Origin of the sequence: Desulforhopalus singaporensis, assembly GCF_900104445.1 — a bacterium.
GTDB classification, from domain to species: domain Bacteria; phylum Desulfobacterota; class Desulfobulbia; order Desulfobulbales; family Desulfocapsaceae; genus Desulforhopalus_A; species Desulforhopalus_A singaporensis.
In genome coordinates this window covers 28,494-55,348 of sequence record NZ_FNJI01000007.1, presented here as the reverse complement: position 1 = coordinate 55,348, position 26,855 = coordinate 28,494, and the positions used below count along the sequence as shown (strand labels likewise).

Genomic DNA, 26,855 nt, shown 5'->3' with positions numbered 1-26,855 from the left:
AATGGAACAGCAATTCAGAGTAGTCGGTAACAGTGTTCCCCGCAGCTGCAGCAAGGCGAAGGTGACCGGGGAAATAAAATTTGCAGCGGATATAAAGCTGGACAATTCGCTGGTATTGAAAACAAAGCGGAGCGATCAGCCCCACGCGCTGATCCGTTCAATCAATGTAGAGAAGGCTCTTGCTGTTGAGGGTGTGCGTTCCGTTTTTACCGCGCGGGATATTCCCGGCAAAAATCTGCTCGGTATCATCAATAAGGATCAACCGCTGCTGGCTGAAGATCGGGTACGGTCCCTTGCCGATGCCGTGGCGCTGGTTGTCGCGGATACCGAGGAGGCCGCTGAAAGAGGTGCCGCTGCGGTGGAGGTGGAATACCAGGAGCTCGAGGCTGTTTTCGATCCCGTCGAGGCACTGAAAGAAGGTGCTGTGCAGGTACATGAAAAAGGAAATCTGTTGTCGTGCCGGAAAGTGGTCAAAGGGGACGTGGAAGCCGCCTTTACCTCGGCCTATTCGGTAATCGAAAAGGAGTATACCACCAGTTCGATAGAGCACAACTATATCGAACCCGATGCCGGGGCCGGGTATGTGGATGAAAACGGTTGCCTGGTTATTTACGCATCCACGCAGAATCCCCACTACGATCATAAGGAGGTTGTGGGATTGCTTGGTGTCGCAGACGATGAAGTGCGTATCATCCAGGCAACAACCGGCGGCGGGTTCGGTTCAAAGCTTGATCTCAACGTCCAGGGATTCATCGGCCTGGCTCTTTATCACCTGAAGTGTCCGGTACGCTATGTCTATTCGAGGGAGGAGGCCTACCTGGCCACCGCCAAGCGTCATCCGTTTGTCATCCGTGTCAAAACCGCAACCGACAAGGACGGCAGATTCATTGCCTTGCAGATGAGAGCGGTGTGCAACACCGGCGCCTATGGATCTTACGGAATGGCGGTTGCCTCCCGCTCAGCTGTCCATGCGACCGGTCCTTATGCCATTGAAAATGTCGATGTGGATGTGAAATGCGTCTATACCAACCAGACTTTTTGCGGGGCAATGCGCGGGTTCGGCGCTCCCCAGATGGCGCTGGCCCATGAGAGCCAGATGGATCTTCATGCCCAGGCCCTAGGACTCGATCCCCTCGCCATCAGGCGAATAAACGGATTGCGCGCCGGCCAGACCAGTGCTACCGGTCAACTGCTCACCGCGAGTGTTGGGTTTCAGGATTGTCTCGATGCGGTTGCGCCCTATTATGAGGATGCAAAAGAAAACTGGTTGTCTGCACCCACCGACCCTTTCAAACGAAGGGGTATAGGCATTGGGGGCATGTGGTACGGCATAGGCAACACTGGGGTGCAGAATCCATCCACAGCCCGGGTAGAGATGTCGCCTGAGGGAAAGGTGACCGTGTTTACCGGGTGTGCCGATATCGGGCAGGGGTCGACCACGATTCTGGCCCAGATTACGGCGGAGGTGCTCGGGCTTGGCCATGATGATATTACAATGGTTGTCGGGGACACCGGCTGCACAACCAACGCAGGGGCCACTTCGGCGAGCAGGCAGACGTATATTTCCGGCAACGCGGTTAAGGATGGTGCCGAAAAACTGGCCAACGTGCTGCTGACCGAAGCGGTGGATCGTCTTCGCGCGCCGAAGAATTCATTGCATTTTGTCGACGGTCACGTGGCTGTATCGATTGCCCCCGAAATACGCGTAAGTGTTGCCAAACTCGCCAAAAGGATCCATGACAAGGGAGGAACCCTCTCCTGGCAGGGCTTTTTTGATCCGGAAACGGTGCCACTGGACCCCGAAACAGGGGAGGGTGTACCGTATGCCACCTATGCCTACGCATGCCATATGGCCCAGGTCGAGGTTGATGTGCTTACCGGAGAGGTTGATGTGAAGCGGATTGTTGCGGCCCATGATGTCGGCCATGCGCTTCATCCCGGGAATGTGGTTGGGCAGATCTGCGGAGGGGTTGCCATGGGAGTCGGGTTTGCCTTGATGGAAGAGTTCGAGCCGGGCAAGACCGAGTCAATGAAGGATTATCATGTGCCCACCGTATCCGATGTTCCCGAGGTCGTGCCGATCATAATAGAATCTCCAGAGCCGTCAGGACCTTTCGGTGCCAAGGGCGTGGGAGAACCGGCACTGATCCCAACCGCCCCTGCCATCATTAACGGTATAAGCTCGGCTTTGAACAAGAGGATTTACGATTTGCCCGCCAACCTCGAAAGAGTGATTGAGGCAAGTATTCAAGCAGGTCATTTCAGAGTGCAGGAGTAAGCTATGTCAAAACTGTTATTAAAAAATATTGGTACAATTGTCAGCGGTAATATTGAGAATCCGATCCTGGAAGGTGATGCCGTCTACGTGGAGGATGGCAAAATAGCAAAAGTCGGCAAGCTGGCGGATTTCGGAGAACTCTCGTGCGATAGTGTTGTCGACTGCAACGGTATCACCCTTATCCCAGGCCTTATTGATTCTCACTGTCACACAATTCTCGGAGACTACACCTCGCGGCAGAATCAGGCCGGCTTTCTTGAGAGTGAACTGCATGGCGGGGTTACCACGATTATCTCGGCAGGCGAGGTCCATCTGAAGGGACGACCGAAGGATCCGGCAGGAACAAAAGCTCTGGCAATACTGGCAGCGAAGTCTTTCCAGAATTTTCGTCCGGGCGGAGCTAAAGTACAGGGGGGGTCGGTGATTCTTGAAAAAGGTCTGACAAAAGACGATTTTGCCGAGATGGCCCGGGAAGGCGTTCGTGCGGTGGGTGAGATCGGTCTGGGGTCGGTCAAGGAGCCTGCCGAGGCCAAAGTGATGGTACAGTGGGCCAAGGAGTTCGGCATGACGGTCATGATGCACACCGGCGGTACCTCGATACCCGGGAGTTCCACGATTACAGCTGAAATGGTAAAGGAGACCGATCCGGATATCGCCTCCCATGTAAACGGCGGCCCCACCTCGGTAAGTTATGGTGAGATGGAAAAACTGGTGAAGGAGAGCGATGTCGCGCTGGAGATCGTGCACTGCGGCAATCCGCTTATGAGCTGCCGGACCGTCGATCTCTGCGTGGAGGAAAACGTCCTGCACCGGATAATCATCGGCAATGATGCTCCTTCAGGAACTGGCGTCGTTCCGCTCGGCATTCTGCGGGTGATCTGCCATCTTGCAAGTTTGACCAATGTCACCGCAGCCCAGGCAATAGCCATGGCTTCGGGGAATACCGCAAAGGTGCACAAACTTGATACTGGCAGAATCGAACCGGGGCTTGCCGCCGACCTGGTGCTTATAGATACCCCGATGGGATCCGTTGGCAGTGATGCTCTCTCGGCAATCGAAATCGGTGACCTTCCCGGCGTTTCCATGATCTTTGTCGATGGTGAGATGGTGGTCGCTAAGAGCAGGAACACCCCTCCGGTAGCAACGAAACCAGTCGTCCTGCAGTGATGGACGGTGTCTATTGATTGTCCTTGAACCATAGGGAGACGTAGGTAAATGAAAGTAAACACCGAGGTTTGTGTGGGCTGTGGATTCTGTGTGCTGGATTGTCCCACGGGAGCGGTGAGCCTGAAAAAGAAGAAGGCTGTAATAGAGAGTGTAAAATGTACCAACTGCAACGCATGCCTCAGGGCCTGCCCGGAAAACGCGATGGTCGCTGCCCGGACACGACCTGAAGAAGCGCTTGAATGCGACGCCTGTCCCATCAAGTGCTGGATCTTGCCCGGCGCAATAGGTGCATGCCGGAGGTATGTGCATCAAGACGGTAAAATTTCCCGTACTACGATGCTGCACACCTTTGAGGATGTCTGTGAAACCGTAGGCATGGAACCGAAAGAGGAGATCAGGCAGCCCCTGATTACCGGAATCGGTTCCGGTACAACCTATCCCTGCTGTAAGCCGGCGCCGCAGATTGTCAGCGGTCGGAAGGGGGATGTCGATGTGGTCACCGTGGTGACCGAGGTCCCGCTCAGCTACTCGTCGGTCATTGTCAAGGTCGATACCGACCTTACAATCGGTGAGGAAGGTGCGCCCATTCTTATCGGTAAACGCCAGGTCGGGATGGTGGAAACAGAGCAGTACGGTTCCAAAATGCTCCATATCGGCGGGGTGAACAGGTTAACCGGCAGCAACGGTTTTGCCGTGGCCAGGGCGGTGACCGATATCGCCAACAGGAAACCGGTGAAGCTGAAAATCGAAAACGGTTCCAGACTAACGGTACAGGTCGGCAAGCCGCCTGTCATAGATGGCAAGGAAGTGGCGAAGATGAGAGTGGGCTGCGGCAGCGCCACCCTCGGTATCTTTGCTCCGCTGCTCAAAGAAGTCGCCGACGAGGCCATAATTCTCGACAGCCATGTCACCGGTCTGATGAGCGAGCATGTGGCGGGGACTTATGCAGGGGTGAAACCGACCGGAGTACAACTTAAATTTCTGCGTTCGACTCCCGGACGATATTTCGGCGATCACGGCGAAGGATGGGGCGGCACCTCAATCACCGACCCGGCTGACATCATAAAATCGGTCGATATGACCATCGGCTGGGAGAAAATGACTATTCTCGTCACTGAAACCACCGGTCAGAACGGGGCGCTCTACGAGGTTGATGAAAAGGGGAATCTACTGCCTGTAGCCTTGACAGAAAAGGCGAAGGAAGTGTTGAATACCATAGAGTCATCCTGCGAACCGTCCATGGTTTCCGCCATCTATACCGCTGGCAGCGGCGGCAGTGCAAGGGCCGGGGTGACAAAATTTCCGATCAAGCTGACCCAAGCCGTCCACCAGAGAAAAGCGAATCTCACGGTGGCAGGCTCGCCAACATTCGTAATGCCCGGTGGTGGAATCTCGTTCATGGTCGATGTGCAGCGGGTAAAGCCCGGATCTTTTTACTGGACTCCGACCCCCGCAACAATCTGCCCGGTGGAGTACACCATGGAGAAAGACGAGTATGAGCGAATGGGTGGTCATGTCGGGGCGATGAAACCTTTTAAGGTGCCAGGCGATTCAGAGTAAAAGGAGTGATCTGTGGATGACCGCAGGGTTGAAATTTTCGCAGGAAAACCTGCGGTTCTTGTGGAAAACGGACCTTTACGACTCGTTATCCAGGCGTACCACGGCGATGAAGCTGCAACCGAACTGGTTGCAGCTGAGGCTGAATTCTGTTTTGACTGTCTGAAAAGGGTGGCGGAAAACCTGGACCTGCTCAAGCTGCGTCACGGGACAATCAAGGAACTGCCTGATGATGAACTCGCCCGTACCATGGTTGAGAGCGTCAGGCTTATCGGTGATGCCGACCTTACCCCCATGGCCGCCGTTGCGGGAACTATAGCTGATTTTGTAGCCGACCATCTCTTCAGGTTCCGGATAACCAAGGTGATTGTTGATAATGGCGGCGATATCGCCGTCAGGCTGGCAAAAGGGGAAAGAGCGACGGTGGGGTTCAGGCCCCGTATCGACAGTGCCGAAATCAGTCATGTTGTACATCTGGCTAAAGGACCGAAAAGCTGGGGGGTGAACACCAGCGGGATGGGTGGTCGTAGCCTGACCCGTGGGATAGCTTCCGCGGTATCGGTTTTTGCGGACAACTCCTCAGTTGCCGATGGTGGTGCAACCGCTGTCGCCAACAGCTGTTTTGTCGACGATTGCAATATCAGGCAGGTCCCGGCAAATAGTATCGATCCACATACCGATCTGGGTGATATGGGGGTAACGGTCGGTATCGATGGAGTGACGGAAAAAAACATGCAGAAGGCACTTGCCAACGGACTTGAAAGAGCGGACCTGCTGGTTGAGCGCGGTCTTGTCCGGGGAGCCATTCTTTGTGTCGGACAACATATGGCTCTCACCCATGATTTTTCCAGACGGGTAGGTGAGTTACATCAATATCAGGGATGAAGAAGATACATGAGGTTGCGGGGGGAGCTGTGAATTCTATTGATCTGTCCGGTTTTACCATAGCGTTTAAAGGCGCGGGAGAGATGGCAAGCGGTGTTGCGGTGCGTCTTCAGCGCGCGGGTTTTCGTCGAATCGTGATGCTCGAACTGGATGCGCCTGTTGCCGTTCGCCGTCATGTCTCGTTTTGCGAGGCGGTATATGACGGCAGCTGCATGGTCGAGGATATTGCCGGTGTGGTTGCAGACAGCCCTGAGTCCATGGAAAAAGCATGGGGAAATGGTCAGGTTGCGGTGGTCGTCGATCCCGGCTGGGAACTTCTTGGTAAAGTCGGCCCCGACGTGGTGATCGACGCTACCCTCGCCAAAAAGAATCTTGGTACGACAGTCGATGAGGCTCCTCTTGTTGTAGGGCTTGGCCCTGGTTTTACCGCGCCAATTGACGTTCACAGGGTCATCGAGACCAACAGAGGACATGATCTTGGCCGTATCATCGCGAAAGGGTCTGCTGAACCGAATACCGGGATACCCGGCAACATTGGCGGATATACGGTTGAGCGGGTGCTGAGGGCCCCGGCGGACGGAAAATTTTCCAGTCTTTGCACCATTGGCGATCAGGTTAAAAGAGGCGAGGGGATCGGCGAAGTGGATGGGACGATCGTTGTCGCGCCAATTGACGGTGTGCTAAGAGGGCTGATCCGCAGTGGAACCGCTGTAAAGAGTGGTCTGAAAATCGGTGACATCGACCCTCGGGGAAAAGTTGAGTATTGCCGTACAGTGTCTGAGAAATCACGCGCTATAGGCGGAGCGGTGCTTGAGGCGATTCTGTCATATTTTGCCACCAGTAAAAGATGAAGCTTTGTTTGCAGGTGGCAGAGATTTCTATTGACACATATTTGTGTAGATGATATCTATTTTTTTAGATATACACTATTAACCATGTGCTAAGTAAAGATAGATATTTTCTGTTTCTTATTTTTTGTATACAAAAGTCAATATACAAAAGATGAGAGACGAGGGTTGAGCAGCCTGTAGATATATCCGGGCGCGGGTGAAGATGTGAAATCGCATTTCTCCGCTGAGAATGAATAAAGACAAGACCGGGAACAGACAGGGCATAGTAAAAGGTTGTTGTGCTGTTCCGGTAAGCAGCAAAAAAGGGCAATTAAAAGTTAAGGAGACTGAAAAATGACACTGAGCAACCGCTTAACTTACTTTAACGAGGACCAGCTTGAGGTCTTAAAAGAAAAGACGTTTGATTTACTGGAGAATCACGAGTTTAAAATTGATCATCCGCAGATGATTAAAATCCTCGATAAGGCTGGATGTGTTGTCGATGCGGACAGGAGAATGGTTAAGTTTCCTCGCCAGTTTGTCCAGGAACAGATTGACAAGGCGCCAAAAGAATTCACCGTTGCCGGTCGCGGCGGCAAGTTTCCTCTGAAATTCCCCCATCCGGACAAACTGTTTTATACCCGCACCAACACCGGCGGACAAGCCTGGCTGGATCCGGAAACAAAGGAGTTCAGGAGGGTAACCTCTGAAGATCTCAAGTATTGGGGCAGGCTGGCCGATCGTCTCGATCATATCGACTTTTATGCATCCATCGTTCCCGACGATGTGCCACACGCGACCGCCGATGTCCACACCATCAGGACTGCGCTGGAAAACGTTGACAAGATGATCTGGGTACAGCCCTATACTTTTGAGACAGTTGAATACCTGGTTGAACTCGGCATCGCCGCGGCTGGTGGAGAAGACAAGCTGCGGGAACATCCCCATCTCAACTTCATAACCTGTGCCCTTACTCCCTTTGGCATGAAGGATATGGATGTTGAGATTATCCTCCAGTGCGCCAAAAGGGGAATTCCCATGCAGCCCTGCAGTCTGCCGGGAAGCGGCACCACGGGCCCGGTGACGGCACCGGGAGTTGTTCTTCTTTCAGCTGCGGAAACCTTGATGATGCTGTCGCTGGCCCAGACGGTACAGCCAGGCATTCCGATTATTACCACTTCGCTGCAGTTTTCCGCTGACATGAAGACCGGCCGAAGCCTGCAAAGTACACCTCTTGCCATACGGCAATCGGCTCTTTTTACCCAGTTGATGCACAGAGGGTTCGGTCTGCAGGCCCACACCTACGGTTCGGGAACAGATTCGGCCGATATCGATGAACAGTCAATGATAGAGAGAGCGCTCAGGACCATGATGATTGCTTCAAGCGGCAGCGCCGTCCTCGGCGGAGCCGGCCAGTTTGAAACAGCATGCTCGGTAAGCCCGGTACAGTTGACCATCGATAACGAGACCTTCCGGCTGACCAAAGAAATACTTAAAGAAATGTCTTTTGACGATGACGCGCTGGCTATGGATGTCCTTGAGAAAACCGCTCCTGGCGGTCAGTTCCTCACTGATCCTCACACCCTCAGACACTGTCGCGACGGCATTCAGCCGATCAACTTCTGTCCCGATTCCCGTGATACGTGGGAGCGAAAAAAACGGGGGACGCTGATTGAACGAGCCACGGAAAACATGAAAGAGATTATGAAGGACGCAGGTCCTGTTGAACTGCCGTCTGAAATAATCAAGGAAATGGACGCGGTGGTGAAAAGAGCCGATCAAAAGCTGATCAGGTAAGCTTTGGGGTAATTCTGGTCAGCCAACTGTTGATAGAGGGGGAAAGCAGCACCGTTTGCTTTCCCCCTTTTTTATTATTCGGGGTAAGTGATTGACAGAGCGGGCCACAGATTGTATCTGTTGCCCTTGCACGGGGAAATAACAACGCATAGCATACTGAACAATGGAAGATAACAACAAACTGGGTCACCTGATACGCCGTTTTAGGCAGGAAAAATCACTTACCGTACACCAGCTTGCCGAAGAGGCAGGTCTTTCCGCGCCATACGTTTCCCAACTCGAACACGACAAGGCTTCTCCTTCCATAGCCACACTGCGCCGTATTGCCAACGCACTCGATGTTCATATCGTAGAGTTTTTCGCCGACGACATAATCAAGGATCCGATCATCCTGCCCAAAGATAAATGGACCCAGATAATATTGCCCCGCTGGGACGCCGACGTGCATCAGCTGGTTCATTCGGTGGAAAATAAAAAGATGCAGCCGTTTTACACCATCGTTCCCCCTGGGGGAGGGAGTGAGAGTGAATATGCCCACGCCGGAGAGGAATTCGGTATTGTTGTCAAAGGGCAACTGACCCTCTACTTGGGAAGCGATGTCTACACGTTACATGAAAATACGGCGTGCTACTTCTCATCTTTACGACCGCACAGCTGGAAAAACCTGACAAACGAACCTGTCCATCTCATCTGGGTACTCACTCCGCCGAGCTGGTAACAAAAGTGAAATGGTTACCGTCTGTGCCGGGTAATTATGTACTTTCCCTGTAAAAGGCGGTCGTGCTGCCGAGAGAGGCCATTCAGCCGCTCATCTTCGATGGCAGGTAGGTCGCGATCTCCGGAAAGAAGATTAGCAGAGTTACCACGAAAAATACCGCACCGAGAAATGGTAGCACCCCGCGAAAAATAATCTCCACCTTTACATCTTCAGCCACACCGGCAATTGTGAAAATATTGAGTCCCAGAGGCGGGGTGATTAAACCTGCCTGCATCATCAGCACGGCGACCACGCCGAACCATACCGGGTCGTAATGCAGGGCCGTCATGACCGGATAGACCACCGGCATGGTGAGCACCATCATCGATATGGCATCGAGAAAACAACCAAGAAACAGGTAGACCCCAATGATCGCAAGCAGGATGATCGACGGCGATACGTCAAGGGCGGTAACCCAGCTGGCGGCTCTCATCGGAATGGTCGACAGCGCGAGAAAGTAGGTGAATATACTGGCCCCTGCCACCAGAAAAAGAACCATGACAGAGGTTCGAAGCGCTTCCTGCAGGGCGGCTATCAACTTTTTCCAGGTGAGTTTTTTCTTGATGATAACCGAGAAAAAGAGCAGGGTGGCGCCGACCGCGCCCGCCTCGGTAGGGGTGAAAAAACCGCCGTATATACCGACCATGACCAGCAGGAAAAGGCCAAGAGGTTCCAGCACGCCGCGCAGTGAAACGAACCTTTGTTTCCATGACACTGTGGTTGCCTGGATCGGGGCCGTTTCCGGTTTTATTCGTACCCAGATGATGACCGTGGCGCAAAAGGATATCGCGAGGATGATACCGGGGATCATGCCTGCGATCAGCAGCTTGCCGATGCTCTGTTCCGTGAGCATACCATAGACCACAAACCCGAGACTGGGCGGAATCAAAAAACCGAGGGTTCCGCCGGCGGCTACCGCACCTGTGGCGAGATTATCCCGGTAGTTGTATTTTTTCATCTCCGGCAGGGCGATGTTGCCAAGGGTTGCGGCGGTGGCGACGGCGGAACCGGATACCGCGGCAAAAGCGGCACAGGCGGCGATTGAGGCAACGGCGAGCCCGCCCGGCAGAATGCGCAGCCATTTGTCGAGACAGCCGTAAATATCTTTTGTCATCCCTGAGGCTCCGGCAAAAGATCCCATGACGATGAACAGAGGGATGACCATGTAGGGATAGGTCGCCGCCTCGTCATAAACGGTTCTTGCGGAGACGGGCAGTGCCGCATCCACACCTGAGAGAAGAGCTATCCCGCTAAAACCTGCCAGCATCAGCGCAAACGCGATCGGCATCCCAAGTGCCAGAAGCAGAAAAACCGCCAGTATGCCTATGACGCCTACCGTAACCGGCTCCATCAATTCCCCCTTAAGGCTTGTATTTGGCTAATGATATCGACGATTACCTCGAGTGAAAAGGACAGGCAGCCAACCACCAGGGCCATGCGAAAAGGATTTTCCGGGATTCTGAGCATATCGGAGACGGTGGTTTCCTCGATGGCGATGATAAACCCCTGCCACGAAAGTACCAGAAGCATCATCAGGCAGAGAAAAGACAGCACGATGTCGACCACCGTCCGCACCTTCAGGGGCAGCAGGTCGAGGAGAAAAGAGACCTTGACATGGGCCTTGCACTGGTGGGTGTAGGATAATCCGAGCAGGATGAACAGGGCCAGCATGTATGACGACAGCTCCATCGTTCCAGGTATAGTGGTGGTAAAAAACCTACGGAGGGTGACGTCTGTTGCGGAAAGAAGCATCATCGGCAGCAGTAAAAACATGGCGCCAAAAGAAGTCCACCTGGTAATACGCCGTACCATCGATTGAAAGTGCACCATATCGATATTCCTTTAAACAGCTGGAGGCAACAGAAATGGATTTGGCGCCTCCAGCCGGTTCGCTATTTCCACTCGGCGGGAACCGCAACCGCTTCGCTTCCGTGTTTGGCGACGATTTCGGCGAGTTTTCGGACAACTCTTTCAGCTTTTTCCGGATCTTTCTGGGATGCGACCCAGTCCCTGGTCACCTGCTGGTAGGCTGCAAACCATTTATCCTGGGTGGCCTGGTCAAGGTTGTGAAGAGTCACCCCCTTGGCTTTCAGCTCTTCGATCATCTCCTGGTAGGAGCTGTTGTCAAGTCCGCCGGTGTGGGCGAATGGGTTGGTGGTGATTTTGGTGATGGTCTGTTTTGATTCTTCGTCGAGCTTGTTCCATTTTTTCTTATTCATGGCCAACCCTTCGGTTACACAGCCAAAGGTCGCAACGACGCCGTACTTGACCACTTCATGGAGTTTGAACGCGAGCACAAGAGGCGGGCAGGTAACGACGCCGTCGATGGCTCCGGTGTCAAGGGAGGTGTACACGTCCCCCAACGGCATGAATACCGGTTCGGCGCCGAGATTTTTTATGTACTGGGTCTGCAGGCCACCAGGAGTCCTGATTTTGAGCCCCTTGACATCCTCAAGCGACTGTACCGGTTCCCTGGTCCACAAAAACGCCTGGATACAACCGTTGAGTTCCAGCAGGTGGACGTCTGCAAACTCTTCTTTCAGTTCGGCTTCATACAATTCGTTGCCGATTGCCGCCGCTTTTTCCTTGCCGTCTATCCACATCGCCATCGAAAGTGCTTCGGAAAGAGGAAATTTACCAGGAGTCCAGGTGGCGGTGAAATATCCGAGATCGCTCAACCCGTTTTTGATAATATCGTAGTGGGCCGGACCTTTACCCAGCGCACCGCCGGCATACATTGTGTAACTGAGTTTGCCGCCGCTTTCCTCTTTTATGGCGTCCATCATGGGAATCCAGACCGTCTGCACCTCCCGCCCGACAGCGGGGTGCCAGGTGCTGAACTTCAGGTTCTCGGCAACAGCTGAACCGGAAATAACCAGAAAAACCAACAAAGACAGGACAAGTACAACCCTTCTTTTTCTCATTGTTTCCTCCATGGTTGAATTTGCAGCGTTATGATGAGACTATAAAAATATCAATAAGCCACAGGTATTATATAATATACAATTCAAATAATCGCAGGTGAACTTACCGACACCAGGATTATCCTAACATCTTGACGACTGTTTTACTGCAAAAAATAACACAGGAAAAAAAAGGGGAGAATATGAGATGGGGGGAAAACATAAATTCGATGGACTTCATTAAAATGTTGCTGATCGTCTTGTCTGTCCAGCTTGGGGTATCGGCCTGTTCAAACCCCGAAGACGAGCCGCCGATTCAGGAAAAAGCGGCTATGATCGGAGAACAGGCTGCTGAAAGTATTAAGAGCCCGATCGAGAAGGCGAAGCTGGCAAAAAAACTTTCCGAGCAGCACAGTAAAGAGCTCAAGCAAGCGGCTGAGCAGTAAGGTTGCTCGCTTTTTTACCCTTGCTACCGTCGCCTTGCTACCGTCGCCTTGCTACTGGAGGTACTGCGCCTGTTTGAATTTCACCATTGCCGCGAGAGTATCGCAGGTCGGGGTGGCAATGTCAAGCAGCTGTCCCTGCCTGCTGACGTAACCGATCAGGGCATCGACCTCGGTCGGCTTATGGTTCTCCATATCCTGGAGCATTGACGGTCGATGGCTTGCGGTTACCGGCAGCAGCTCGGAATAGAAGACCTCTTTGTACTGGTCGCTGTCGGCCCAGTCGGTACTGCCGCCGAGACCGGTTATGACCGCAAAAGTTTCGTCGATGATCCGGTTCATTACCGCAACCGTTTCCCGGTTTTTTCCGAGCAGGCCGTAGTGGACCCCCAGAAGAGCTCCCAACGGGTTGAGTGTGCAGTTGTAGAGAAGCTTGGCGAAAAGCGACCGGTTGATGTCTTCCACTGCCCTGCACGGGTGTCCGGCTTCGGTAATGGTTTTTGCAAGGGATGCGGCCGCCGGCGAAATGGCGTCGGCAAGCGGAGCCCCGACATGAATGTCGTCTGCCGACACCGTTATGGTAACTTTGCCGGGACCGGTAATTTCAAATCCGGTTATGACCCGTGCCCCAAGGGTTTTTTCGGTGCCGAAGAACTGTTCGACAAGCTCGATGTTGCCGCAGCCGTTTTGCATCGAGACGACGTATTCAACCCTTTGTTCAAGCGCTGCAATGGATGCCGCGGCGGACGCGGTATCATACGCCTTGGTCGTAATAAGGGCGTAATTGTAGCTGTTGGCGGTCTCGTCAAGGCTTGTGTACAACCCCAGTTGAGAACCCTTGGTAGCAAATTCGCCGAAATAGCCGGTGACTGTCAGGCCCGATTTTTCCAGGGTGTCCTTGAAACGGGGGCGTAATATGAGATCGACTGTGTGACCCTGGCAAGCAAGCATGCATCCCAGCGCCTGTCCCAGCGCTCCTGCTCCGTAGATAAGAAAATTCATAGCTGTTTTATGAGATGGCTGAAGGTGAGAAGAGGTCCGCGACAGATGACCTTGGTAAGTTATTGCAAACAGAGATGAGATGTAATGGAGCACGAAAGATTTGTCAATAACCGGCGTCGCGGCTTTTTTGTTTGGTGAAAGAAGTTAGTCTTTCCGCTTGTGTTTTTGTGACTCGTAATTACCGTTGTTGGAAAGGAAGTTAGGGCTTCCTAAAAGCAAGACGCGCTTTTTCTTGCAATGATAAATTACACGTTCTTATTGCAGAAACAAGATAGAGTATGAGGTAAATGTTATGAAAGGCGATTATGGATCGATGATCTGGGTGAACGATAAATCCGGGAAGGAATATGTCTGTACCGTGTCGAAAAAACACAGCAAAGAAAAAAAGTTTGAAAAACTCAATGAGCCGGAAAAAAGAACCTGCCGAAATGTCAATGAATTTGTCGGCACCGAGCGGTGGTGATCGTAACGGCTGAAGACCAGGCTGCCCCTTATATGTCCCTTTTCATGCATTGGGCGTAAAAAAAGGCGGCCGCCAGGATGCCGGTTGACAGGTGGCCGCAGTTAAACAGAACAGTGGCTACTTGTTTAACCGGCATTTCTGTTTATAATACCACACTCAAATGAAAACGGTGGCCCATGCTGTTGAGAATATATTGAAATTACACCACTATCAAGACCACAGAAACAGAACATAAGTGGTGTTTAGAAAAAAATCAGAACTACAGACAGATATGAATTTTTTCAAGAAAAAATCCCTTACCGGGCTTGCCAGGACATGCGGTTGAGCGGCGAAAATTGGTCCGGCGGATCTGTCGGACGCACTTTCCGGACTGGCAACCAACTCCGGCGATGAAAATCTGCTGGTAGGAATCGAGACCTCCGACGATGCAGCGGTCTATAAGGTTTCGCCTGATATGGCAATAATCAGCACCGTCGATTTTATCACACCTCCGGTGGACGATCCGTACTGGTTCGGCCAGATTTCTGCCGCCAACTCCATCTCTGATGTGTATTCCATGGGCGGAAAACCGCTCACTGCCCTTAATGTGGTGATGTTTCCTTCCGGTCATCTTGATATGGGGGTGCTCAGGGAAATACTTCGCGGCGGAAACGATAAGGTCATGGAGGCCGGAGCCTGTCTTGCCGGCGGCCATACCGTTGACGACAACGAACCCAAATACGGGCTGTGCGTCAATGGTATCGTCCACCCTGACCGGGTGGTCACCAATAGCGGCGCCAAGACAGGAGACGTGCTCGTTCTGACCAAGCCCCTGGGCTCAGGCGTGCTCTTCAATGCAGTGCGGGCAGGTAAATTCCCCATGGCGGATCTTGAAAAAGATGTCCTGCCTACCGTTGCCTCCCTGAACGGTGTTGCCATGGAAATAGCCCTCAATTATGAGCTTCACAGCTGCACCGACGTGACGGGGTTCGGGATCCTGGGGCATCTGCTTGAGATGGCCTGCGGCTGCGGTCATCACGCGGTGGTCGATTACGATTCCCTGCCTTTTTACACCGGTGCCTGCGAAATGTATCGCAAAGGGCAGACCACCGGCAGCAACCGGGCCAATAAGGCGCTGGTCGAACGTTATCCGCTTGCATTTGACAGAGCTCTAGACAAGAGTCAGCAACAGCTGCTCTACGATCCGCAGACTTCGGGAGGATTGCTGCTGGCGCTCCCTGGCGATCAGTGTTCCGCTTTGCTGGAGCAACTTCGCAAAGAGGGTATTGGGGATGCGGTTAAAATTGGTGGGATAGTAGATGGCGAAGTTGGTATCACGGTGCAGTGAGTTCTAGGTCCGGTCAAGGGCGCTGAGGGTTTCGGCCATGGTGTTGTGGATGGTTATGATGGTGTCAAACCCGGCGATTTCAAATACTTCCAGAACGTGGTCCTGCATGGAACAGGTCATGAAGACAAAAGGCCCCTGGCGATATGCCTTGGCTGTATTGAGGATGAGGCGCAGACCGGCACTGGAAATATAGTCCAGGTCGTTGAAATCAAAAATAAGGTGAGATGTTGGGGATGCGAGGTAACCGGTCAGCTGCTCTTCGAACTGAGGGGCCGAACTGGAATCGAGCCGCCCTGACAGGGTGAGGATAGTTGCATTGTTTTCCTGGGATACAGTCACTTGCATGGGCGATAGCTGCAGGTAAGATCGGTATTACCCGCACTCCTTGTTGAGGTTTTTCCTGATAGTGAGAATATTTTCGTTGCCGTTTCTCTGGTAGCAGCAGTAGTTACTAAGGGTCCGCACGATGTGAACCCCAAGTCCTCCGCATTTCCTTTTTAACAGGGGACCGGTGGTATCAGGTTTTTTGCAAACAGTCGGATCAAATGGCTTGCCGCTGTATTTCATCAGAATGGTTATCACATCGTCTGCCAGCTCAAAAGATATATGGATATCGATCTCCGGTTCGGTGATCCCGTGTTCGATCGCGTTGGTTACCAGTTCATCGAGAATGAGATTGATGGCAATGGCCGTTTTAGGCGACAGGTTCCAGTCATTTTTCATCTCTTCGATGAAGCCGGCGAGCACTTTCAGCTGAGCTGTATTGTTTTTTAGTGTAATTGATCGTTTCATATACTCTACAAGACAGTGACCCCTGACTTCTTAAGACAGCAGCTTTCATTTTCGTGGAGATGATGTCTTTCCCAGCGATGTATTTCTTTTATCATATATTTAATTATAATTGCCGAAATTTCAGGGAATTTTTCCATAATTTTACCAAAATGCATTCGGCTGACAGTCAAAACTTGGGTTCTGGTGACGGCCTTTAGACAAAACATCGACGGCATTGATCCAAAAAGAGAAAAAGAGCCGACAAAGTCGCCGTTGTGAAAGTGCGTGATAACCTGTGTCTCGCCATCCTTGTCCCTTGTCAGCTCAAGCTCGCCGCTGAGGATCAGGTAGGCGCGGCCCTCGTCGTCCCCTTTTTCGAACAGGATATCGTTTTGAGGGAAACAGGCCTGTTCAGCATAGAGCGCGAGAAGTTTCAGTGCCTGCGCAGGAAAAACAGAGAACAGCGCAAGCTCCTTGAGAAGTTCAAGGTTTTGCTGCATTTCCGGGACCTGGGTCTTTTTTTCCGTAGATGAGCTCATAAAGCATTCCTTTGTTGTTAATCAATTCCTGGTAGCTGCCGAATTCCACCAGCTTGCCACTTTTGGTGACGGCAACCTTGTCAAAATCTTTTATGGTGTCGAGGCGGTGAACCACGGCAACAACGGTTATCCGCTTTTTCCAGCGCATATTCATCAATCGCTGGATACGGGTCTGCGACTTGTTGTCAAGCGCGGATGTCGCCTCATCTAAAAGAATAAGCTTTGGATTTTTTAAAAGCACCCGACCAATCGAAAGTTTCTGTCGTTGTCCTCCAGACAGCCTGTCTCCCATGGTCCCTACCTGATAGTCCAGACCAGTGGCCGCGATCTGCTCGAGGTAGTCTTCTTCGATCAAAAGCTGTATTATCGATTGGTTGACGATCTCCTGGGTTCTTGGTATTCCGGGCCTGATTTTGCCAAAGACTATATTGTTGAGAATTGACTGGTTCGCGAGGTAGTCCGACTCGTTATAGAACTGGAAGATTCCCGGAGCCTTTGTTTCGCACCAGAGTGGAAACTTGATGCGGGCAACAAGAATGTCAGTCTTAAGTTCCGGATCAAGCCGGGTCATGGTATGCACGCTCGGTATGAAATTCAGGGCCAGCGAAAGCAGAAATATCTGGTCACTGATATCAATTTCAGCCTCTGTCTGCTCTTTTATCCGGGCAAGTACCTCCTGACATTTTTCTATCTGGTCTGCGGCGACGGGACTCTTTTCGAAAAACAGGTCTGAGTTGTGGAGTCCATGAAGAATATCGACTGCCTGAGCGGCAAGGTCGGTTCCCAGTTCAATAAGCGGGTGATGTAAACCGGTTTCATTGAGGTAATCTCGGAAGTCTTTTCTGAACGGGAGCTGCCGGTAGCTGAATTTTGGGTGGGAGCTGGTGCCGAAAATGATATTTTCCGCCACCGTGGAATTCATGTGATAGGTGTTACGGTGATAGAATTCTATTGAATCGGATAGCTTGTCGGCAAAACTGTTCTGGAATCTGGTGCGCATCTGCACAATTTTATCTGCGGTTACCTTTTGGGACTGATCGATGTACGATTCCAGCCCGAACCGGATTACATCGACAAAAAGGCCAACTTGCTGCAGTACCAGGATCAGCCTGTCCAGCCGCGTTTTTTCATTGGGGTCGGAGTGCGGATTCTCTTTATTTTCCTTTGTCGCCTGATAGGCGTAGAGGAGATTCTCCCTGATGGTCCCGGTGAAGATAAAAGGGTTCTGCGACACATAGCCGATATTATTGATAATCTCTTTCTTGCTTATGTCGGCGAGCTCCCGGTCGTCAATTGTTATTGATCCCGCAGTGTAGGGAAACATCTTTCCTATGCATTGTATCAGGGTGCTTTTGCCGCTTCCGGAGTAGCCGACGACCGCCAGATGTTCCCCTGCTTCAAGGGAAAACGAGATGCCGTTGAGCAGCCTGCTGCCGTCTTCCGTTTCATAAATCAGATTCTTGATCTGCAGCCTGCCCTGCATTGGGCGCGGGGGGGATGGCGGAAGTTCAGTGATAAACTCGGGTGCGGCATCAAAGTGTTCCATGGTACGTCTGTAGCGGATCATGGCGTCCTGGTAGGTTTGGTAGAAATCGATCAGCTCCTTCCACGGGTCGAAGAGTTTTTCCTGGGCGGATAAAAAGGCAACCATGGCGCCCAGTTCGAGCTGCCCCTTCATTACAAGATAGCCGCCGAATATGAAAATAATGAAAGGTCCGAGACTTACGAAATAGTTGTTGGCGGTCTTGATGCCGAACTTGAGAAGAGACCAGCGGATGCGCGTTGATTTAAGCTGATCCGCCAGCAGCCGGAATTTGTCGTTTTCCTGTTTCTGGGCACCGTGCACCTGGATTTCGTGTATCCCCGATATCGATTCGGCAATCTGGCTCGAGGTTGACCGTGACAGGTCGACACGCTTCTGGTTGGCCCTGTTTGCTTTTTTCTGCAGGACCGGAATGACGAAAACGATGATCGGGTAGATCAGGAGGGTGACAACCCCCAATTGGGCGTTGAGCCATATCAGGTAAAACGCAAAAGCGAGCAGGGTGAGAATGTTGGTTATGGGGACGGCAAAAGCCATGCCGGCAAAGGTTCCGGCGGTGCTCAATTCTGTCATAAGCGATGAGACTACCATTCCCGGCTGGGTGGTCCGGAAAAAGGAGAGCGGAAGAGTGATGATATGAGCGTACAAGTCTTTACGCATCTGGTTCATCGCCCGTTCGCCAATGACCGCCTGGAGATAGTTGATGGCCAGTTTCAACCCCCCTGAGGCGGTGATGGCGACGAGATAAATAATACAGTAGATGACGAGACCGCGAAGATTTTTCAGGGCGATGGAGTCGTTGATAATGCGTTTTTGCATCTCAAGCGGCAGAACCCGGGCAAAGACAATGAGGAAGATAACGACAACAAGGATGAGCTGTAGCTTGAGGTTTCCGCGAAAGGCCCAGTATAATAGTGACTTTTGTGTAACCTGCTGTTCTTTTTCCTGGATACTCATGTACCAATGACCGGTTATAATTTCAGACGCGTTTACACCTTGCCTGTCACATAAAGGTATTCTTGAGCGGTATGCCGGTGGTTGTTCCGACACTTTCTGCAACAGATCATGGTATTCGGCTTTTGCGTGGTTCGAGTCAATGACCTGTGGAGCCACGAAAACTCAAATGTTGTTCCTGAAGATTACCTTTATTGTCGATTCAATGCTATATGGTTGCGAAGATTTTTCAGGTGAAAAAGGGAGGGGCGGGAGTTCAACTATAGTGTGTTGACAGACAGTGGACTATACGTTATATATCGAATGTAAAGTAATAAATTAAACACTTATACACATATGCAAACAAATGGCCGTTCGTGGTACTTAGCCGCAATTACAACTTTTTTTTGACGCCGCGGACCGGTGTGAAATAATTTTTTGGTTGAGTTTTATGAATGATTGTCCCATATTTCAAGGTTGGTCTACGGGGTGGGGAAATTCTGATTCTGACAATGCAGTATGCAGTTGGGCCAAGGTCCGGCAAAAGTGCCGGTTGCCAGGGGCTTCTGCATAACGGGCACTGCATGTAAGCGGTCGGTCTACAGGGTTTTGACACATAGACGGGTATATGAGATGTCTTTGTTGTTAACATTTTATGCGTTTGCATTGCGCGCTACATTGAATGAGTAAAGGAGTACATGCTGATGAATAATAATTTTCTGACAAACATTCTGCCGGCAGAAGGAGGATTGGAAGCTGCCGGAACGGGGAAATATAATGTGGTAATGGCCATACTGGGGATGTTGACCCTGGTTGGCGTCGGAGCAGGGGTCCATTCCCTGTGGGTAGGGCATGAGCACACCTTCGGCGTCAGCCGTGGTGTCCCCTGGGGCATGCTGATCGCTGCCTATGTCTTTTTTGTTGTGACCTCAACCGGACTGTGTATCGTATCCTCGGTGGGGCATGTGTTTGGCATAAAGAACTTTAACCCGATTGCCAAGCGTGCGGTATTTCTCTCTATTGCCACCATTGTCGCGGGGTTTCTGGTTATTGCCTTTGAGATAGAGAATTCCTGGCGCATGCCCGTCGGCAATGTCATCGGCGCCAATCCGACCTCGAATATCTGGTGGATGGGGACGCTTTACGGAGCTTATCTCTTCTTTATGCTGATCGAGTTTGTCATGCTGCAGAAGAATCTGCACAAGACGGCAACGGCGTTCGGCCTGGCGGGTCTTTTAACCGGTGTCGCCGCCCACTCCAATCTCGGGGCGGTGTTCGGCCTGCTCAACGGACGCGAATTCTGGCACGGACCGTATATGCCTATTTATTTTATCACCTCGGCAGCCATGTCCGGCTGTGTCGCCATCATCTTCTTTACCTATATAGCCTACAAATTCAATGGCTGGAAGATGAATGACGACATGAAAAAAGCCATGGAAAGCGTCGCCAAGATGGGGGCGCTGATGATGGCGATCATCATCTTTTTCACCTGCTGGAAAATGATCACCGGGGTGACCGGTCAACCTCCTGGAAAATATGAGGCAATGCAGACCCTGCTTACCGGAACCTATTCCATGAATTTCTGGGGCGGAGAAGTTGTCCTCGGCATGATCTTTCCCCTGCTGTTGATACTTGCTGTCAGGGGCCGGAACATGCATGTCCTGTTTATAGCTTCGCTGGCAGGAATGATCGGGATATTCTTCATGCGTTACGACCTCGTCATCGTAGGGCAGCTGGTCCCGGCCTACCACGGAATGGGGCTTGTCGATTATCCGGAGCTGCTCACATATGTGCCTTCTCTGCACGAGAACCTGGTCGTGGTGGGAGGAATAGCCTTTTGCGCTCTTCTTTTTGTCATGGGCGAGAAACTGTTTCGGGGGCACCTGACGGAAAATCACTGACAGGCGACGGGTACGTGGGTCTGGCAAAAAAAGAAAAACAGCAGTCCGCTCAAGATAATGAGCCGGAATTTATAGAAATTGTAGAGGAACTGTAATGAAAATTGACGATTTGGAACAGATGGACAGCGAGGACCTGAGGGGTCTTACGTCAAATGAACGGCGGAAATTTCTCAAAATGGGACTGGCCGTGACCGGCCTGTACCTTGGCGGTACAGTCCTGTCTCTTACGTCTGTAAAAAATGCCGGGGCGGCGGGGGTTGTGCCAGAAGACGGACAATATCCCTACTCACCCCATTACAGCATGGTCATCAGAGAAAGATTGTGTATCGACTGTGAGCGGTGCAAAAATGCTTGTGTCAAAACCAACCACGTTCCTGCCTATGGGTTCAGGACGACGATCCTGGAAAAGCGGCGCTCCCTTGGCGGCGGAAAGCACGAGACAATCTTTATGCCGGTTCTTTGTAACCACTGCAACCGGCCGCCGTGCGTAAGGGTCTGTCCGACAACAGCAACCTATAAAGATGAAAAAACCGGGATCGTGGTGATGAATCCCCCGCGCTGCATCGGATGCAAAACCTGTATGACGGCATGTCCGTATAATGCGCGTTATTTCAAGGAAGAGACCAGGGCCGTAGACAAGTGCGATTTCTGTTTCAATTCCCGCCTGTCCAAGGGGGAAAGCACCACCGCCTGTGTGGAGGCGTGTCCTGCCGATGTCAGGGTGTTCGGCGATCTGGCCGATAATAAGAGTAGGGTCTACCAGCTGGTTCACGCTCCTGAGACGATGGTTTGGGTACTGCGCCCGGAAACCGGAGCCGTGCCCAATGTGTTTTATATAAACTCGTAATCTGGAAAGTCAGGGTTCTCTTGGCAGTACCGAAAGAGACATGAGAAATGTGGGAGATAAAAATGAAGAAGATTCTGTTACTGCTGGTTTTTGGTGTGTTCCTGCTTTCCAGTGGCATGCTTTTGGCGGACAATGAAGGGATGGAGGAAGAGTACGACGAGGATATCTACGGTCCGGAGGAGCCCATCGTTTGGGTCAAGCCCGTGGAATCTGTTGTTTTTGAACATAAGGTTCATACCATGGGGGCCGAACTCGATTGCGAGTCCTGTCATGACGATCTGTTTGCGATGGAAGCTGGGGCCGCCGAAGAAAACGAAGATTTTACCATGGCAACTCTCTATGAGGGAGGATACTGCGGCGCATGTCATGACGGTTCCAGCGCCTTTGCTTCCAATACCCGTTGCACCACCTGTCATATAGGGGTGAGGGGACATATGCGTCTCATAGGTGGAGATGGTGACGAAGGTGACAAACATTAACTAACAACGATAACTTTTTGTCACTACAGGTAATAGTTCAACTGCAAAAGGGATCGGCTCCTCGGGCCGATCCCTTTTTTTTATTCTCCCTTCTCGTTTTTTCCGCTCCCTCTCGCCTTTTCCACTGTTGTTTTTGTAAATTGGGCGCATTTTGCGCCATCAAGCGATATAGTCAAGCTATCTTGTTGATTTTGCACATGTAAAATAACAGCAACTCTGTGAGATACGTCCCGTCATACGGTACTCAGTCTTCGTTGTTCTGTACTTTTTCTCTGAAAAATCCGATAAAACAGCCGGTTGCCTCTCTTGGTGTAGTGGGCGCATAATGCGCCGTCAGTCTCACTGAGACAGGGCGCATTGTGCGCCATGCGGGGGAGGTTTGCCGTTGCTGATGTCAGCAGTAACGATGGGTTTAATTGTCATAAAATAACATAGATATAATGGGTTAACTTATTGTCCTGTGTTCTTTTTCGATAATTTCAGAGAATGGCATGCGGCTTGCGACACAAAAGGCAGAATTGATGCAATGGTTTTCAAGGTAAGCTGATTTTACAAGGAGGATGTCATGGCTGCCACAATACATAAAGAGGTGATGGATAGATCGTTTGATTCAGGTGTAATCAACCTTGCGACCCTTAATGAAAAAATCATGGGGCTGTTCTGGTTTGTTCTCTGTCTTGGTCTTTTTGTGATACTGGGCCCATTCAGTGGTCCGGTTGCAATTGTTGCGCTTTACAGAATTTCACGGGAAACCGGTGATCAACCGGAACCTCAGTCGGTCAATTGACAGGGACATACCGTGTGGTTTGAAACAAAATAGTAAAAATTTAAGGAGTAAAAGAATGGACGGAAATATAAGCATCAGCAGTGCACCGGCGGCGATTCGCCGACCGGCGAACTTACTGCTTTGGTTGAGTCTTGGGTGCATAGCGGTTGGAGTATGCGGTGCAGTCTACGCACAGTTGGTGGGGCATCACCATGCCTTCGGCAATACCCGCGAGATGCCCTGGGGGATGCTGATTGGAGTGTATGCCTATTTTGCAATAATATCCACAGGACTCTGCCTGCTTGCAGCATTCAGTCATGCTTTCGGCGGAAACCGGATGGCGCCTCTTGCCAACCGCATGGTATGGCTCTCGATTATAACTCTTCTCGGTGCTTTTACTGTTATCGGTCTTGAAATCGAAAATCCTTGGAGGATGCCGCTTGGCGTGGTCTTTCATCCCAACCTTACGTCCAACATCTGGTGGATGGGGACACTCTATGGGCTCGCCGTCGGCGTCATGCTGCTGGAGTTGTTCCTCATCGTGACAAGGCGCTACGGTGGTGCAATCCTGCTGGGGGTATTGGCGGCCGTGGCGGAGGCGCTGGCCAACTCCAATCTCGGCTCGGTCTTTGCCTCGCTCAATGCCAGGCCGTTCTGGTACGGTTCCCAGTTGCCGGTGTTTTTCCTCGCCTGTGCGGTGCTCTCCGGTAGCGCTGCGGTGGTGCTTTTTACCCACTACAGCCATATCCTGCGGCAGAGGAAGATGAGTGAAAATACTTTTAACGGGTTGCAGACCGGAGCAAAGATAATGGTTCTCATGAGCTTTCTGGTTTCCCTGGCAACGGCCTGGAAGTTTGCCAACGCATACTGCGGCACCCAGGAGATGATAATGGCGGCAGATGCTCTGGTTAAAGGGCCTTTGGCAACAAACTTCTGGCTGTTTGAAATAGGTATCGGTCTGGCTCTGCCTTTTGTGATCCTCGTCGCCAGTCGGCTTCGTTCGCTCCAGGCTATGTCCAGTGCAGCTTTGATGATTCTCGTAGGACAGTTCTTTTCCAGATACAATCTCGTTGTATCCGGACAGATTGTGCCTCAAAACCAAGAGGTTGTCGGTGTGGCCGATTACCTTTCGTATATGCCCACCGCAGCCGAATATCTGATCGTTGTTGCCGGGGTAGGTGTGGTTGCCCTGGGGTTTGTGCTCGGTGAAAGGTTTCTGGATGCCACTTTTACCGACAAGTCGAACTTACATTAACGGTTGATCGCAAAACCTCGCTCCACTTTATGTACAGGAGACTTGGCAATGAAAGAAAATAAAGCTTTATTTACCATCGGAATGGCTGCCGAGATGCTGGAAATTCATCCCCGTACCTTGAGGAACTATGAAGATGCAGGTCTTATAAGTCCTAAGAGGAAAGGAACCTGGAGATATTATACCCTGCGTGATATCCAGTGGATAGAGTGTCTGCGGGAAATGGTCCATGTGCATGGAGTAAGTCTTAATGCTGTGAAAAAACTACTTAAATTTACCCCGTGCTGGAACATAATCGATTGTCCGTTTGAAAAGCGAAAAAGGTGTTCAGCGTTTTTCTCAAACAGCCTGGTTCCTAAAAAAATCTCGAGGGTACCCCCTCAGCCTGCCAAAAAAGATATTGCGGCATGAATCCTGGCGGAGGAATTTTTCCTCCGCCGGAATCTCGATCTTTCTGCTTTTCCCCTTTCGCTCTACACTCTTCCGCCTGATTCAGCCTGCCCACAGATCACAGCCACTTGTTCTCTGGTATGTGTTGTGGGCACAGCCCTTTCTTCTTGTAACAGGCGTGTAACCACGCTGTTATCTCTGTTTTTTATTGTCCCCCCCCCCCATTTTTTTTTGGTGGATCGCTGTGTTGCCAACTGCGAACGCTTGGCAAAATTAATTTAAGAAGATGAGCCGGAAACACCACCGGCTCTCATGATCTGCCTCCTCCGAGTCTGTCTGTTGTCAGTGGGTCAGGTTGATCTAAAAAGGGCGCATATTGCGCTCTTTTTATTTGCGGCGCATTCTGCGCCCAGTTTGCGGGATACGGTTGCGAAGCATTTCTCTCTCCTGTGTGTTGTCTAAAAAATGTGTAAAATTAATGATATATATGTGTTCTTCTTGTGAGATGTCTGTCTGATTGTAATATTGAGCTTAAATTTTTGTTTACTATTAACTTGACAGTTATAGTTTGCAAGTTTATCGATAACGTAAACCTGCATGTTTTGGAAAAACCCCGGCAGGTAGTAAATAAAGATCAACCAGCGGCAGAAGGAGAGGATATGGAGGCTGTAATTTTTCTCGTATTCTGGATAGGGAGTGCGTTGCTGCACACTTTTTACGATCTCAAGATCAAGCCCCGTTTCAGGGCCGACAGGCAAGGGTCCGGCAGTGCGCCGTTTTCCCGGTAGTGACGTTATAATGTAAAACAGAAAAAGAGGTGACTTATGAACGATGTTTTTGCGGGTATTCTTCCGGTAGAAGGGGGGCTGGAAGCAGCAGCTTCCAAGAGGTACACCCTGATGATAGCTATTCTCGGATTGTTGACTGTTGCAGGTGTCGCAGCCGGAATCCATTCGCTCTATGTGGGACATGAGCATACCTTCGGCGTCTCCAGGGAGGTGCCGTGGGGGCTGCTTATTGCCGCGTATGTCTTTTTCGTCGTAACATCGACTGGATTGTGCATTGTCTCGTCGGTGGGGCACGTGTTTGGTTTTGAAAATTTCAACCCGATAGCCAAACGTGCCGTTTTTCTTTCCATCATTACAATTGTTGCCGGCTTTCTGGTTATTGCTTTTGAAATAGAAAACTCATGGCGGATGCCTGTTGGTAACGTCATAGGCGCCAATCCGACCTCTAATATCTGGTGGATGGGCACTCTCTACGGCGCTTATCTCTTTTTTATGATCGTTGAATTTGTCATGCTCCAGAAAAACAATCATAAAATCGCCTCCGCCGTAGGTCTTGCCGGTTTGCTGACAGGGGTCGCCGCTCACTCCAACCTTGGCGCAGTTTTCGGCCTTCTCAATGGACGCGAGTTCTGGCACGGGCCATATATGCCGATCTATTTTATCACCTCGGCCGCCATGTCCGGTTGTGTCGCGATCATTTTTTTCACCTATCTTGCGTATTCCTTTAACGGCTGGAAAATGAGCGACAGGTTGAAAAAGTCCCTTGAAAATGTAGCAATGATGGGAGCTTTGATGATGGCGGTGATCATTTTTTTCACCTGCTGGAAGATGATCACCGGTATCACCGGGCAGCCTCCGGGAAAATTCGAGGCGATGCAGTCTCTTCTGACCGGCCGCTACGCGGTTAATTTCTGGGGTGGGGAGGTCTTGCTCGGTATGATTATTCCCTTTGCCTTGATCCTGGCAGTTAAGGGGCGAAACATGCACGGAATATTTGTCGCCGCAGCTGCAGGCATGGTTGGGATATTTTTCATGCGTTATGATCTGGTGATTGTCGGCCAGTTGGTCCCGGCGTACCACTCCATGGGCCTCGTCGATTATCCGGAGATGCTCAGCTACACACCGTCTGTGCATGAAAGTCTCGTTGTCGTCGGTGGTATTGCCTTCTGCGGATTACTGTTTTTTATGGGCGAGAAGCTTTTTCGCGGCCATTTTTCGGAAAAACATTGAATGGTTG

The 26,855-nt window shown here is 51.2% G+C and carries 26 protein-coding genes; 18 read left to right on the top strand and 8 right to left on the bottom strand.

Annotation, left to right across the window (positions count from 1 at the left end; genetic code table 11):
- Position 1: 1 nt before the first annotated feature.
- From BLQ17_RS06290 to BLQ17_RS06260, 7 genes are all read left to right on the top strand, one after another.
- Positions 2 to 2,278: a xanthine dehydrogenase family protein molybdopterin-binding subunit gene (locus BLQ17_RS06290; RefSeq protein ID WP_092220905.1), complete on the top strand. Its 2,277-nt coding sequence runs from the start codon at positions 2 to 4 to the stop codon at positions 2,276 to 2,278.
- A 3-nt stretch (positions 2,279 to 2,281) separates the two neighbouring features.
- Entirely contained in the window at positions 2,282 to 3,445 is a 1,164-nt protein-coding gene (locus BLQ17_RS06285; RefSeq protein WP_092220903.1) for an amidohydrolase family protein, read from the top strand.
- Between the two features lie 48 nt (positions 3,446 to 3,493).
- Positions 3,494 to 5,005, top strand: a complete 1,512-nt coding sequence (locus BLQ17_RS06280; protein WP_092220901.1) for a DUF362 domain-containing protein — start codon at positions 3,494 to 3,496, stop codon at positions 5,003 to 5,005.
- 12 nt (positions 5,006 to 5,017) lie between these two features.
- Positions 5,018 to 5,887 carry a hypothetical protein gene (locus BLQ17_RS06275; RefSeq protein WP_092220900.1) on the top strand — a complete coding sequence of 290 codons (870 nt, stop codon included), beginning with the start codon at positions 5,018 to 5,020 and terminating at the stop codon, positions 5,885 to 5,887.
- Positions 5,888 to 5,916: 29 nt separating this feature from the next.
- Entirely contained in the window at positions 5,917 to 6,738 is an 822-nt protein-coding gene (gene yqeB / locus BLQ17_RS06270) for a selenium-dependent molybdenum cofactor biosynthesis protein YqeB (protein ID WP_245695008.1), read from the top strand.
- Positions 6,739 to 7,071: 333 nt separating this feature from the next.
- Complete coding sequence (locus BLQ17_RS06265) at positions 7,072 to 8,514, top strand: trimethylamine methyltransferase family protein (protein ID WP_092220896.1); 1,443 nt, start codon at positions 7,072 to 7,074, stop codon at positions 8,512 to 8,514.
- 163 nt (positions 8,515 to 8,677) lie between these two features.
- On the top strand, positions 8,678 to 9,232 hold the full coding sequence (locus tag BLQ17_RS06260) for a helix-turn-helix domain-containing protein (protein ID WP_092220894.1): 555 nt from the start codon (positions 8,678 to 8,680) through the stop codon (positions 9,230 to 9,232).
- Positions 9,233 to 9,314: 82 nt separating this feature from the next.
- On the opposite strand, the gene BLQ17_RS06255 is transcribed toward BLQ17_RS06260, so the two are convergent.
- The 3 genes from BLQ17_RS06255 to BLQ17_RS06245 form a co-directional block, all read right to left on the bottom strand.
- Complete coding sequence (locus BLQ17_RS06255; protein WP_092220892.1) at positions 9,315 to 10,622, bottom strand: TRAP transporter large permease; 1,308 nt, start codon at positions 10,620 to 10,622, stop codon at positions 9,315 to 9,317.
- On the bottom strand, positions 10,622 to 11,101 hold the full coding sequence (locus BLQ17_RS06250; protein WP_092220891.1) for a TRAP transporter small permease subunit: 480 nt from the start codon (positions 11,099 to 11,101) through the stop codon (positions 10,622 to 10,624). The genes BLQ17_RS06255 and BLQ17_RS06250 overlap by 1 nt, the downstream gene beginning before the upstream one ends.
- Positions 11,102 to 11,163: 62 nt before the next feature.
- Entirely contained in the window at positions 11,164 to 12,195 is a 1,032-nt protein-coding gene (locus BLQ17_RS06245) for a TRAP transporter substrate-binding protein (protein ID WP_218121725.1), read from the bottom strand.
- Between the two features lie 209 nt (positions 12,196 to 12,404).
- Here BLQ17_RS06245 and BLQ17_RS06240 point away from each other — a divergent pair, with 209 nt between their 5' ends.
- On the top strand, positions 12,405 to 12,620 hold the full coding sequence (locus tag BLQ17_RS06240) for a hypothetical protein (RefSeq protein ID WP_143005448.1): 216 nt from the start codon (positions 12,405 to 12,407) through the stop codon (positions 12,618 to 12,620).
- Positions 12,621 to 12,671: 51 nt separating this feature from the next.
- Here the strand turns inward: BLQ17_RS06240 and BLQ17_RS06235 are convergent, their stop codons facing one another.
- Positions 12,672 to 13,619: a ketopantoate reductase family protein gene (locus tag BLQ17_RS06235; RefSeq protein WP_092220886.1), complete on the bottom strand. Its 948-nt coding sequence runs from the start codon at positions 13,617 to 13,619 to the stop codon at positions 12,672 to 12,674.
- A 292-nt stretch (positions 13,620 to 13,911) separates the two neighbouring features.
- Here BLQ17_RS06235 and BLQ17_RS22515 point away from each other — a divergent pair, with 292 nt between their 5' ends.
- Together BLQ17_RS22515 and selD are read left to right on the top strand one after the other, a co-directional pair.
- A complete protein-coding gene (locus tag BLQ17_RS22515) occupies positions 13,912 to 14,082 on the top strand; it encodes a hypothetical protein (protein WP_176761111.1) in 171 nt (56 codons plus the stop codon).
- Positions 14,083 to 14,416: 334 nt separating this feature from the next.
- Entirely contained in the window at positions 14,417 to 15,409 is a 993-nt protein-coding gene (selD, locus tag BLQ17_RS06230; RefSeq protein ID WP_092220884.1) for a selenide, water dikinase SelD, read from the top strand.
- 3 nt (positions 15,410 to 15,412) lie between these two features.
- On the opposite strand, the gene BLQ17_RS06225 is transcribed toward selD, so the two are convergent.
- The 4 genes from BLQ17_RS06225 to BLQ17_RS06210 are packed head-to-tail and all read right to left on the bottom strand — an operon-like array spanning position 15,413 to position 19,219.
- On the bottom strand, positions 15,413 to 15,754 hold the full coding sequence (locus BLQ17_RS06225; protein ID WP_092220883.1) for an STAS domain-containing protein: 342 nt from the start codon (positions 15,752 to 15,754) through the stop codon (positions 15,413 to 15,415).
- A 27-nt stretch (positions 15,755 to 15,781) separates the two neighbouring features.
- Positions 15,782 to 16,201, bottom strand: a complete 420-nt coding sequence (locus BLQ17_RS06220; RefSeq protein ID WP_092220881.1) for an ATP-binding protein — start codon at positions 16,199 to 16,201, stop codon at positions 15,782 to 15,784.
- A 5-nt stretch (positions 16,202 to 16,206) separates the two neighbouring features.
- Positions 16,207 to 16,719 (bottom strand): cyclic nucleotide-binding domain-containing protein, encoded by a 513-nt coding sequence (locus BLQ17_RS06215; RefSeq protein ID WP_092220879.1) that lies wholly within the window; start codon positions 16,717 to 16,719, stop codon positions 16,207 to 16,209.
- Positions 16,664 to 19,219 carry an ABC transporter ATP-binding protein/permease gene (locus BLQ17_RS06210; RefSeq protein ID WP_143005447.1) on the bottom strand — a complete coding sequence of 852 codons (2,556 nt, stop codon included), beginning with the start codon at positions 19,217 to 19,219 and terminating at the stop codon, positions 16,664 to 16,666. The genes BLQ17_RS06215 and BLQ17_RS06210 overlap by 56 nt, the downstream gene beginning before the upstream one ends.
- 680 nt (positions 19,220 to 19,899) lie before the next feature.
- Between BLQ17_RS06210 and nrfD (BLQ17_RS06205) the strand changes: the two genes are divergently transcribed.
- The 8 genes from nrfD (BLQ17_RS06205) to nrfD (BLQ17_RS06175) all read left to right on the top strand — a co-directional run bounded on the left by nrfD (BLQ17_RS06205) (position 19,900) and on the right by nrfD (BLQ17_RS06175) (position 26,848).
- A complete protein-coding gene (gene nrfD, locus BLQ17_RS06205) occupies positions 19,900 to 21,096 on the top strand; it encodes an NrfD/PsrC family molybdoenzyme membrane anchor subunit (RefSeq protein WP_092221186.1) in 1,197 nt (398 codons plus the stop codon).
- A gap of 94 nt (positions 21,097 to 21,190) precedes the next feature.
- Positions 21,191 to 21,943, top strand: a complete 753-nt coding sequence (locus tag BLQ17_RS06200; RefSeq protein WP_092220875.1) for a 4Fe-4S dicluster domain-containing protein — start codon at positions 21,191 to 21,193, stop codon at positions 21,941 to 21,943.
- 62 nt (positions 21,944 to 22,005) lie between these two features.
- Positions 22,006 to 22,422, top strand: coding sequence for a cytochrome c3 family protein (locus tag BLQ17_RS06195; protein ID WP_176761110.1), 417 nt, complete (start codon positions 22,006 to 22,008; stop codon positions 22,420 to 22,422).
- Between the two features lie 565 nt (positions 22,423 to 22,987).
- Positions 22,988 to 23,209: a hypothetical protein gene (locus BLQ17_RS06190; protein WP_092220872.1), complete on the top strand. Its 222-nt coding sequence runs from the start codon at positions 22,988 to 22,990 to the stop codon at positions 23,207 to 23,209.
- Positions 23,210 to 23,264: 55 nt separating this feature from the next.
- On the top strand, positions 23,265 to 24,443 hold the full coding sequence (nrfD, locus tag BLQ17_RS06185; protein ID WP_092220870.1) for an NrfD/PsrC family molybdoenzyme membrane anchor subunit: 1,179 nt from the start codon (positions 23,265 to 23,267) through the stop codon (positions 24,441 to 24,443).
- A 48-nt stretch (positions 24,444 to 24,491) separates the two neighbouring features.
- On the top strand, positions 24,492 to 24,851 hold the full coding sequence (locus tag BLQ17_RS06180) for a MerR family transcriptional regulator (protein ID WP_092220868.1): 360 nt from the start codon (positions 24,492 to 24,494) through the stop codon (positions 24,849 to 24,851).
- Between the two features lie 638 nt (positions 24,852 to 25,489).
- Positions 25,490 to 25,618: a hypothetical protein gene (locus BLQ17_RS23375; RefSeq protein ID WP_281180505.1), complete on the top strand. Its 129-nt coding sequence runs from the start codon at positions 25,490 to 25,492 to the stop codon at positions 25,616 to 25,618.
- A 36-nt stretch (positions 25,619 to 25,654) separates the two neighbouring features.
- Complete coding sequence (gene nrfD / locus BLQ17_RS06175) at positions 25,655 to 26,848, top strand: NrfD/PsrC family molybdoenzyme membrane anchor subunit (RefSeq protein ID WP_092220866.1); 1,194 nt, start codon at positions 25,655 to 25,657, stop codon at positions 26,846 to 26,848.
- Positions 26,849 to 26,855: the final 7 nt, after the last annotated feature.

Coding starts and splice junctions, on each gene's coding strand:
- BLQ17_RS06290 (WP_092220905.1), top strand. CDS start 2: ATGGAACAGCAATTCAGAGTAGTCGGTAACAGTGTTCCCCGCAGCTGC.
- BLQ17_RS06285 (WP_092220903.1), top strand. CDS start 2,282: ATGTCAAAACTGTTATTAAAAAATATTGGTACAATTGTCAGCGGTAAT.
- BLQ17_RS06280 (WP_092220901.1), top strand. CDS start 3,494: ATGAAAGTAAACACCGAGGTTTGTGTGGGCTGTGGATTCTGTGTGCTG.
- BLQ17_RS06265 (WP_092220896.1), top strand. CDS start 7,072: ATGACACTGAGCAACCGCTTAACTTACTTTAACGAGGACCAGCTTGAG.
- BLQ17_RS06260 (WP_092220894.1), top strand. CDS start 8,678: ATGGAAGATAACAACAAACTGGGTCACCTGATACGCCGTTTTAGGCAG.
- BLQ17_RS06255 (WP_092220892.1), bottom strand. CDS start 10,622: ATGGAGCCGGTTACGGTAGGCGTCATAGGCATACTGGCGGTTTTTCTG.
- BLQ17_RS06250 (WP_092220891.1), bottom strand. CDS start 11,101: ATGGTGCACTTTCAATCGATGGTACGGCGTATTACCAGGTGGACTTCT.
- BLQ17_RS06245 (WP_218121725.1), bottom strand. CDS start 12,195: ATGAGAAAAAGAAGGGTTGTACTTGTCCTGTCTTTGTTGGTTTTTCTG.
- BLQ17_RS06240 (WP_143005448.1), top strand. CDS start 12,405: ATGGACTTCATTAAAATGTTGCTGATCGTCTTGTCTGTCCAGCTTGGG.
- BLQ17_RS06235 (WP_092220886.1), bottom strand. CDS start 13,619: ATGAATTTTCTTATCTACGGAGCAGGAGCGCTGGGACAGGCGCTGGGA.
- BLQ17_RS22515 (WP_176761111.1), top strand. CDS start 13,912: ATGAAAGGCGATTATGGATCGATGATCTGGGTGAACGATAAATCCGGG.
- BLQ17_RS06225 (WP_092220883.1), bottom strand. CDS start 15,754: ATGCAAGTGACTGTATCCCAGGAAAACAATGCAACTATCCTCACCCTG.
- BLQ17_RS06220 (WP_092220881.1), bottom strand. CDS start 16,201: ATGAAACGATCAATTACACTAAAAAACAATACAGCTCAGCTGAAAGTG.
- BLQ17_RS06215 (WP_092220879.1), bottom strand. CDS start 16,719: ATGAGCTCATCTACGGAAAAAAAGACCCAGGTCCCGGAAATGCAGCAA.
- BLQ17_RS06210 (WP_143005447.1), bottom strand. CDS start 19,219: ATGAGTATCCAGGAAAAAGAACAGCAGGTTACACAAAAGTCACTATTA.
- nrfD (WP_092221186.1), top strand. CDS start 19,900: ATGAATAATAATTTTCTGACAAACATTCTGCCGGCAGAAGGAGGATTG.
- BLQ17_RS06200 (WP_092220875.1), top strand. CDS start 21,191: ATGAAAATTGACGATTTGGAACAGATGGACAGCGAGGACCTGAGGGGT.
- BLQ17_RS06195 (WP_176761110.1), top strand. CDS start 22,006: ATGAAGAAGATTCTGTTACTGCTGGTTTTTGGTGTGTTCCTGCTTTCC.
- BLQ17_RS06190 (WP_092220872.1), top strand. CDS start 22,988: ATGGCTGCCACAATACATAAAGAGGTGATGGATAGATCGTTTGATTCA.
- nrfD (WP_092220870.1), top strand. CDS start 23,265: ATGGACGGAAATATAAGCATCAGCAGTGCACCGGCGGCGATTCGCCGA.
- BLQ17_RS06180 (WP_092220868.1), top strand. CDS start 24,492: ATGAAAGAAAATAAAGCTTTATTTACCATCGGAATGGCTGCCGAGATG.
- BLQ17_RS23375 (WP_281180505.1), top strand. CDS start 25,490: ATGGAGGCTGTAATTTTTCTCGTATTCTGGATAGGGAGTGCGTTGCTG.
- nrfD (WP_092220866.1), top strand. CDS start 25,655: ATGAACGATGTTTTTGCGGGTATTCTTCCGGTAGAAGGGGGGCTGGAA.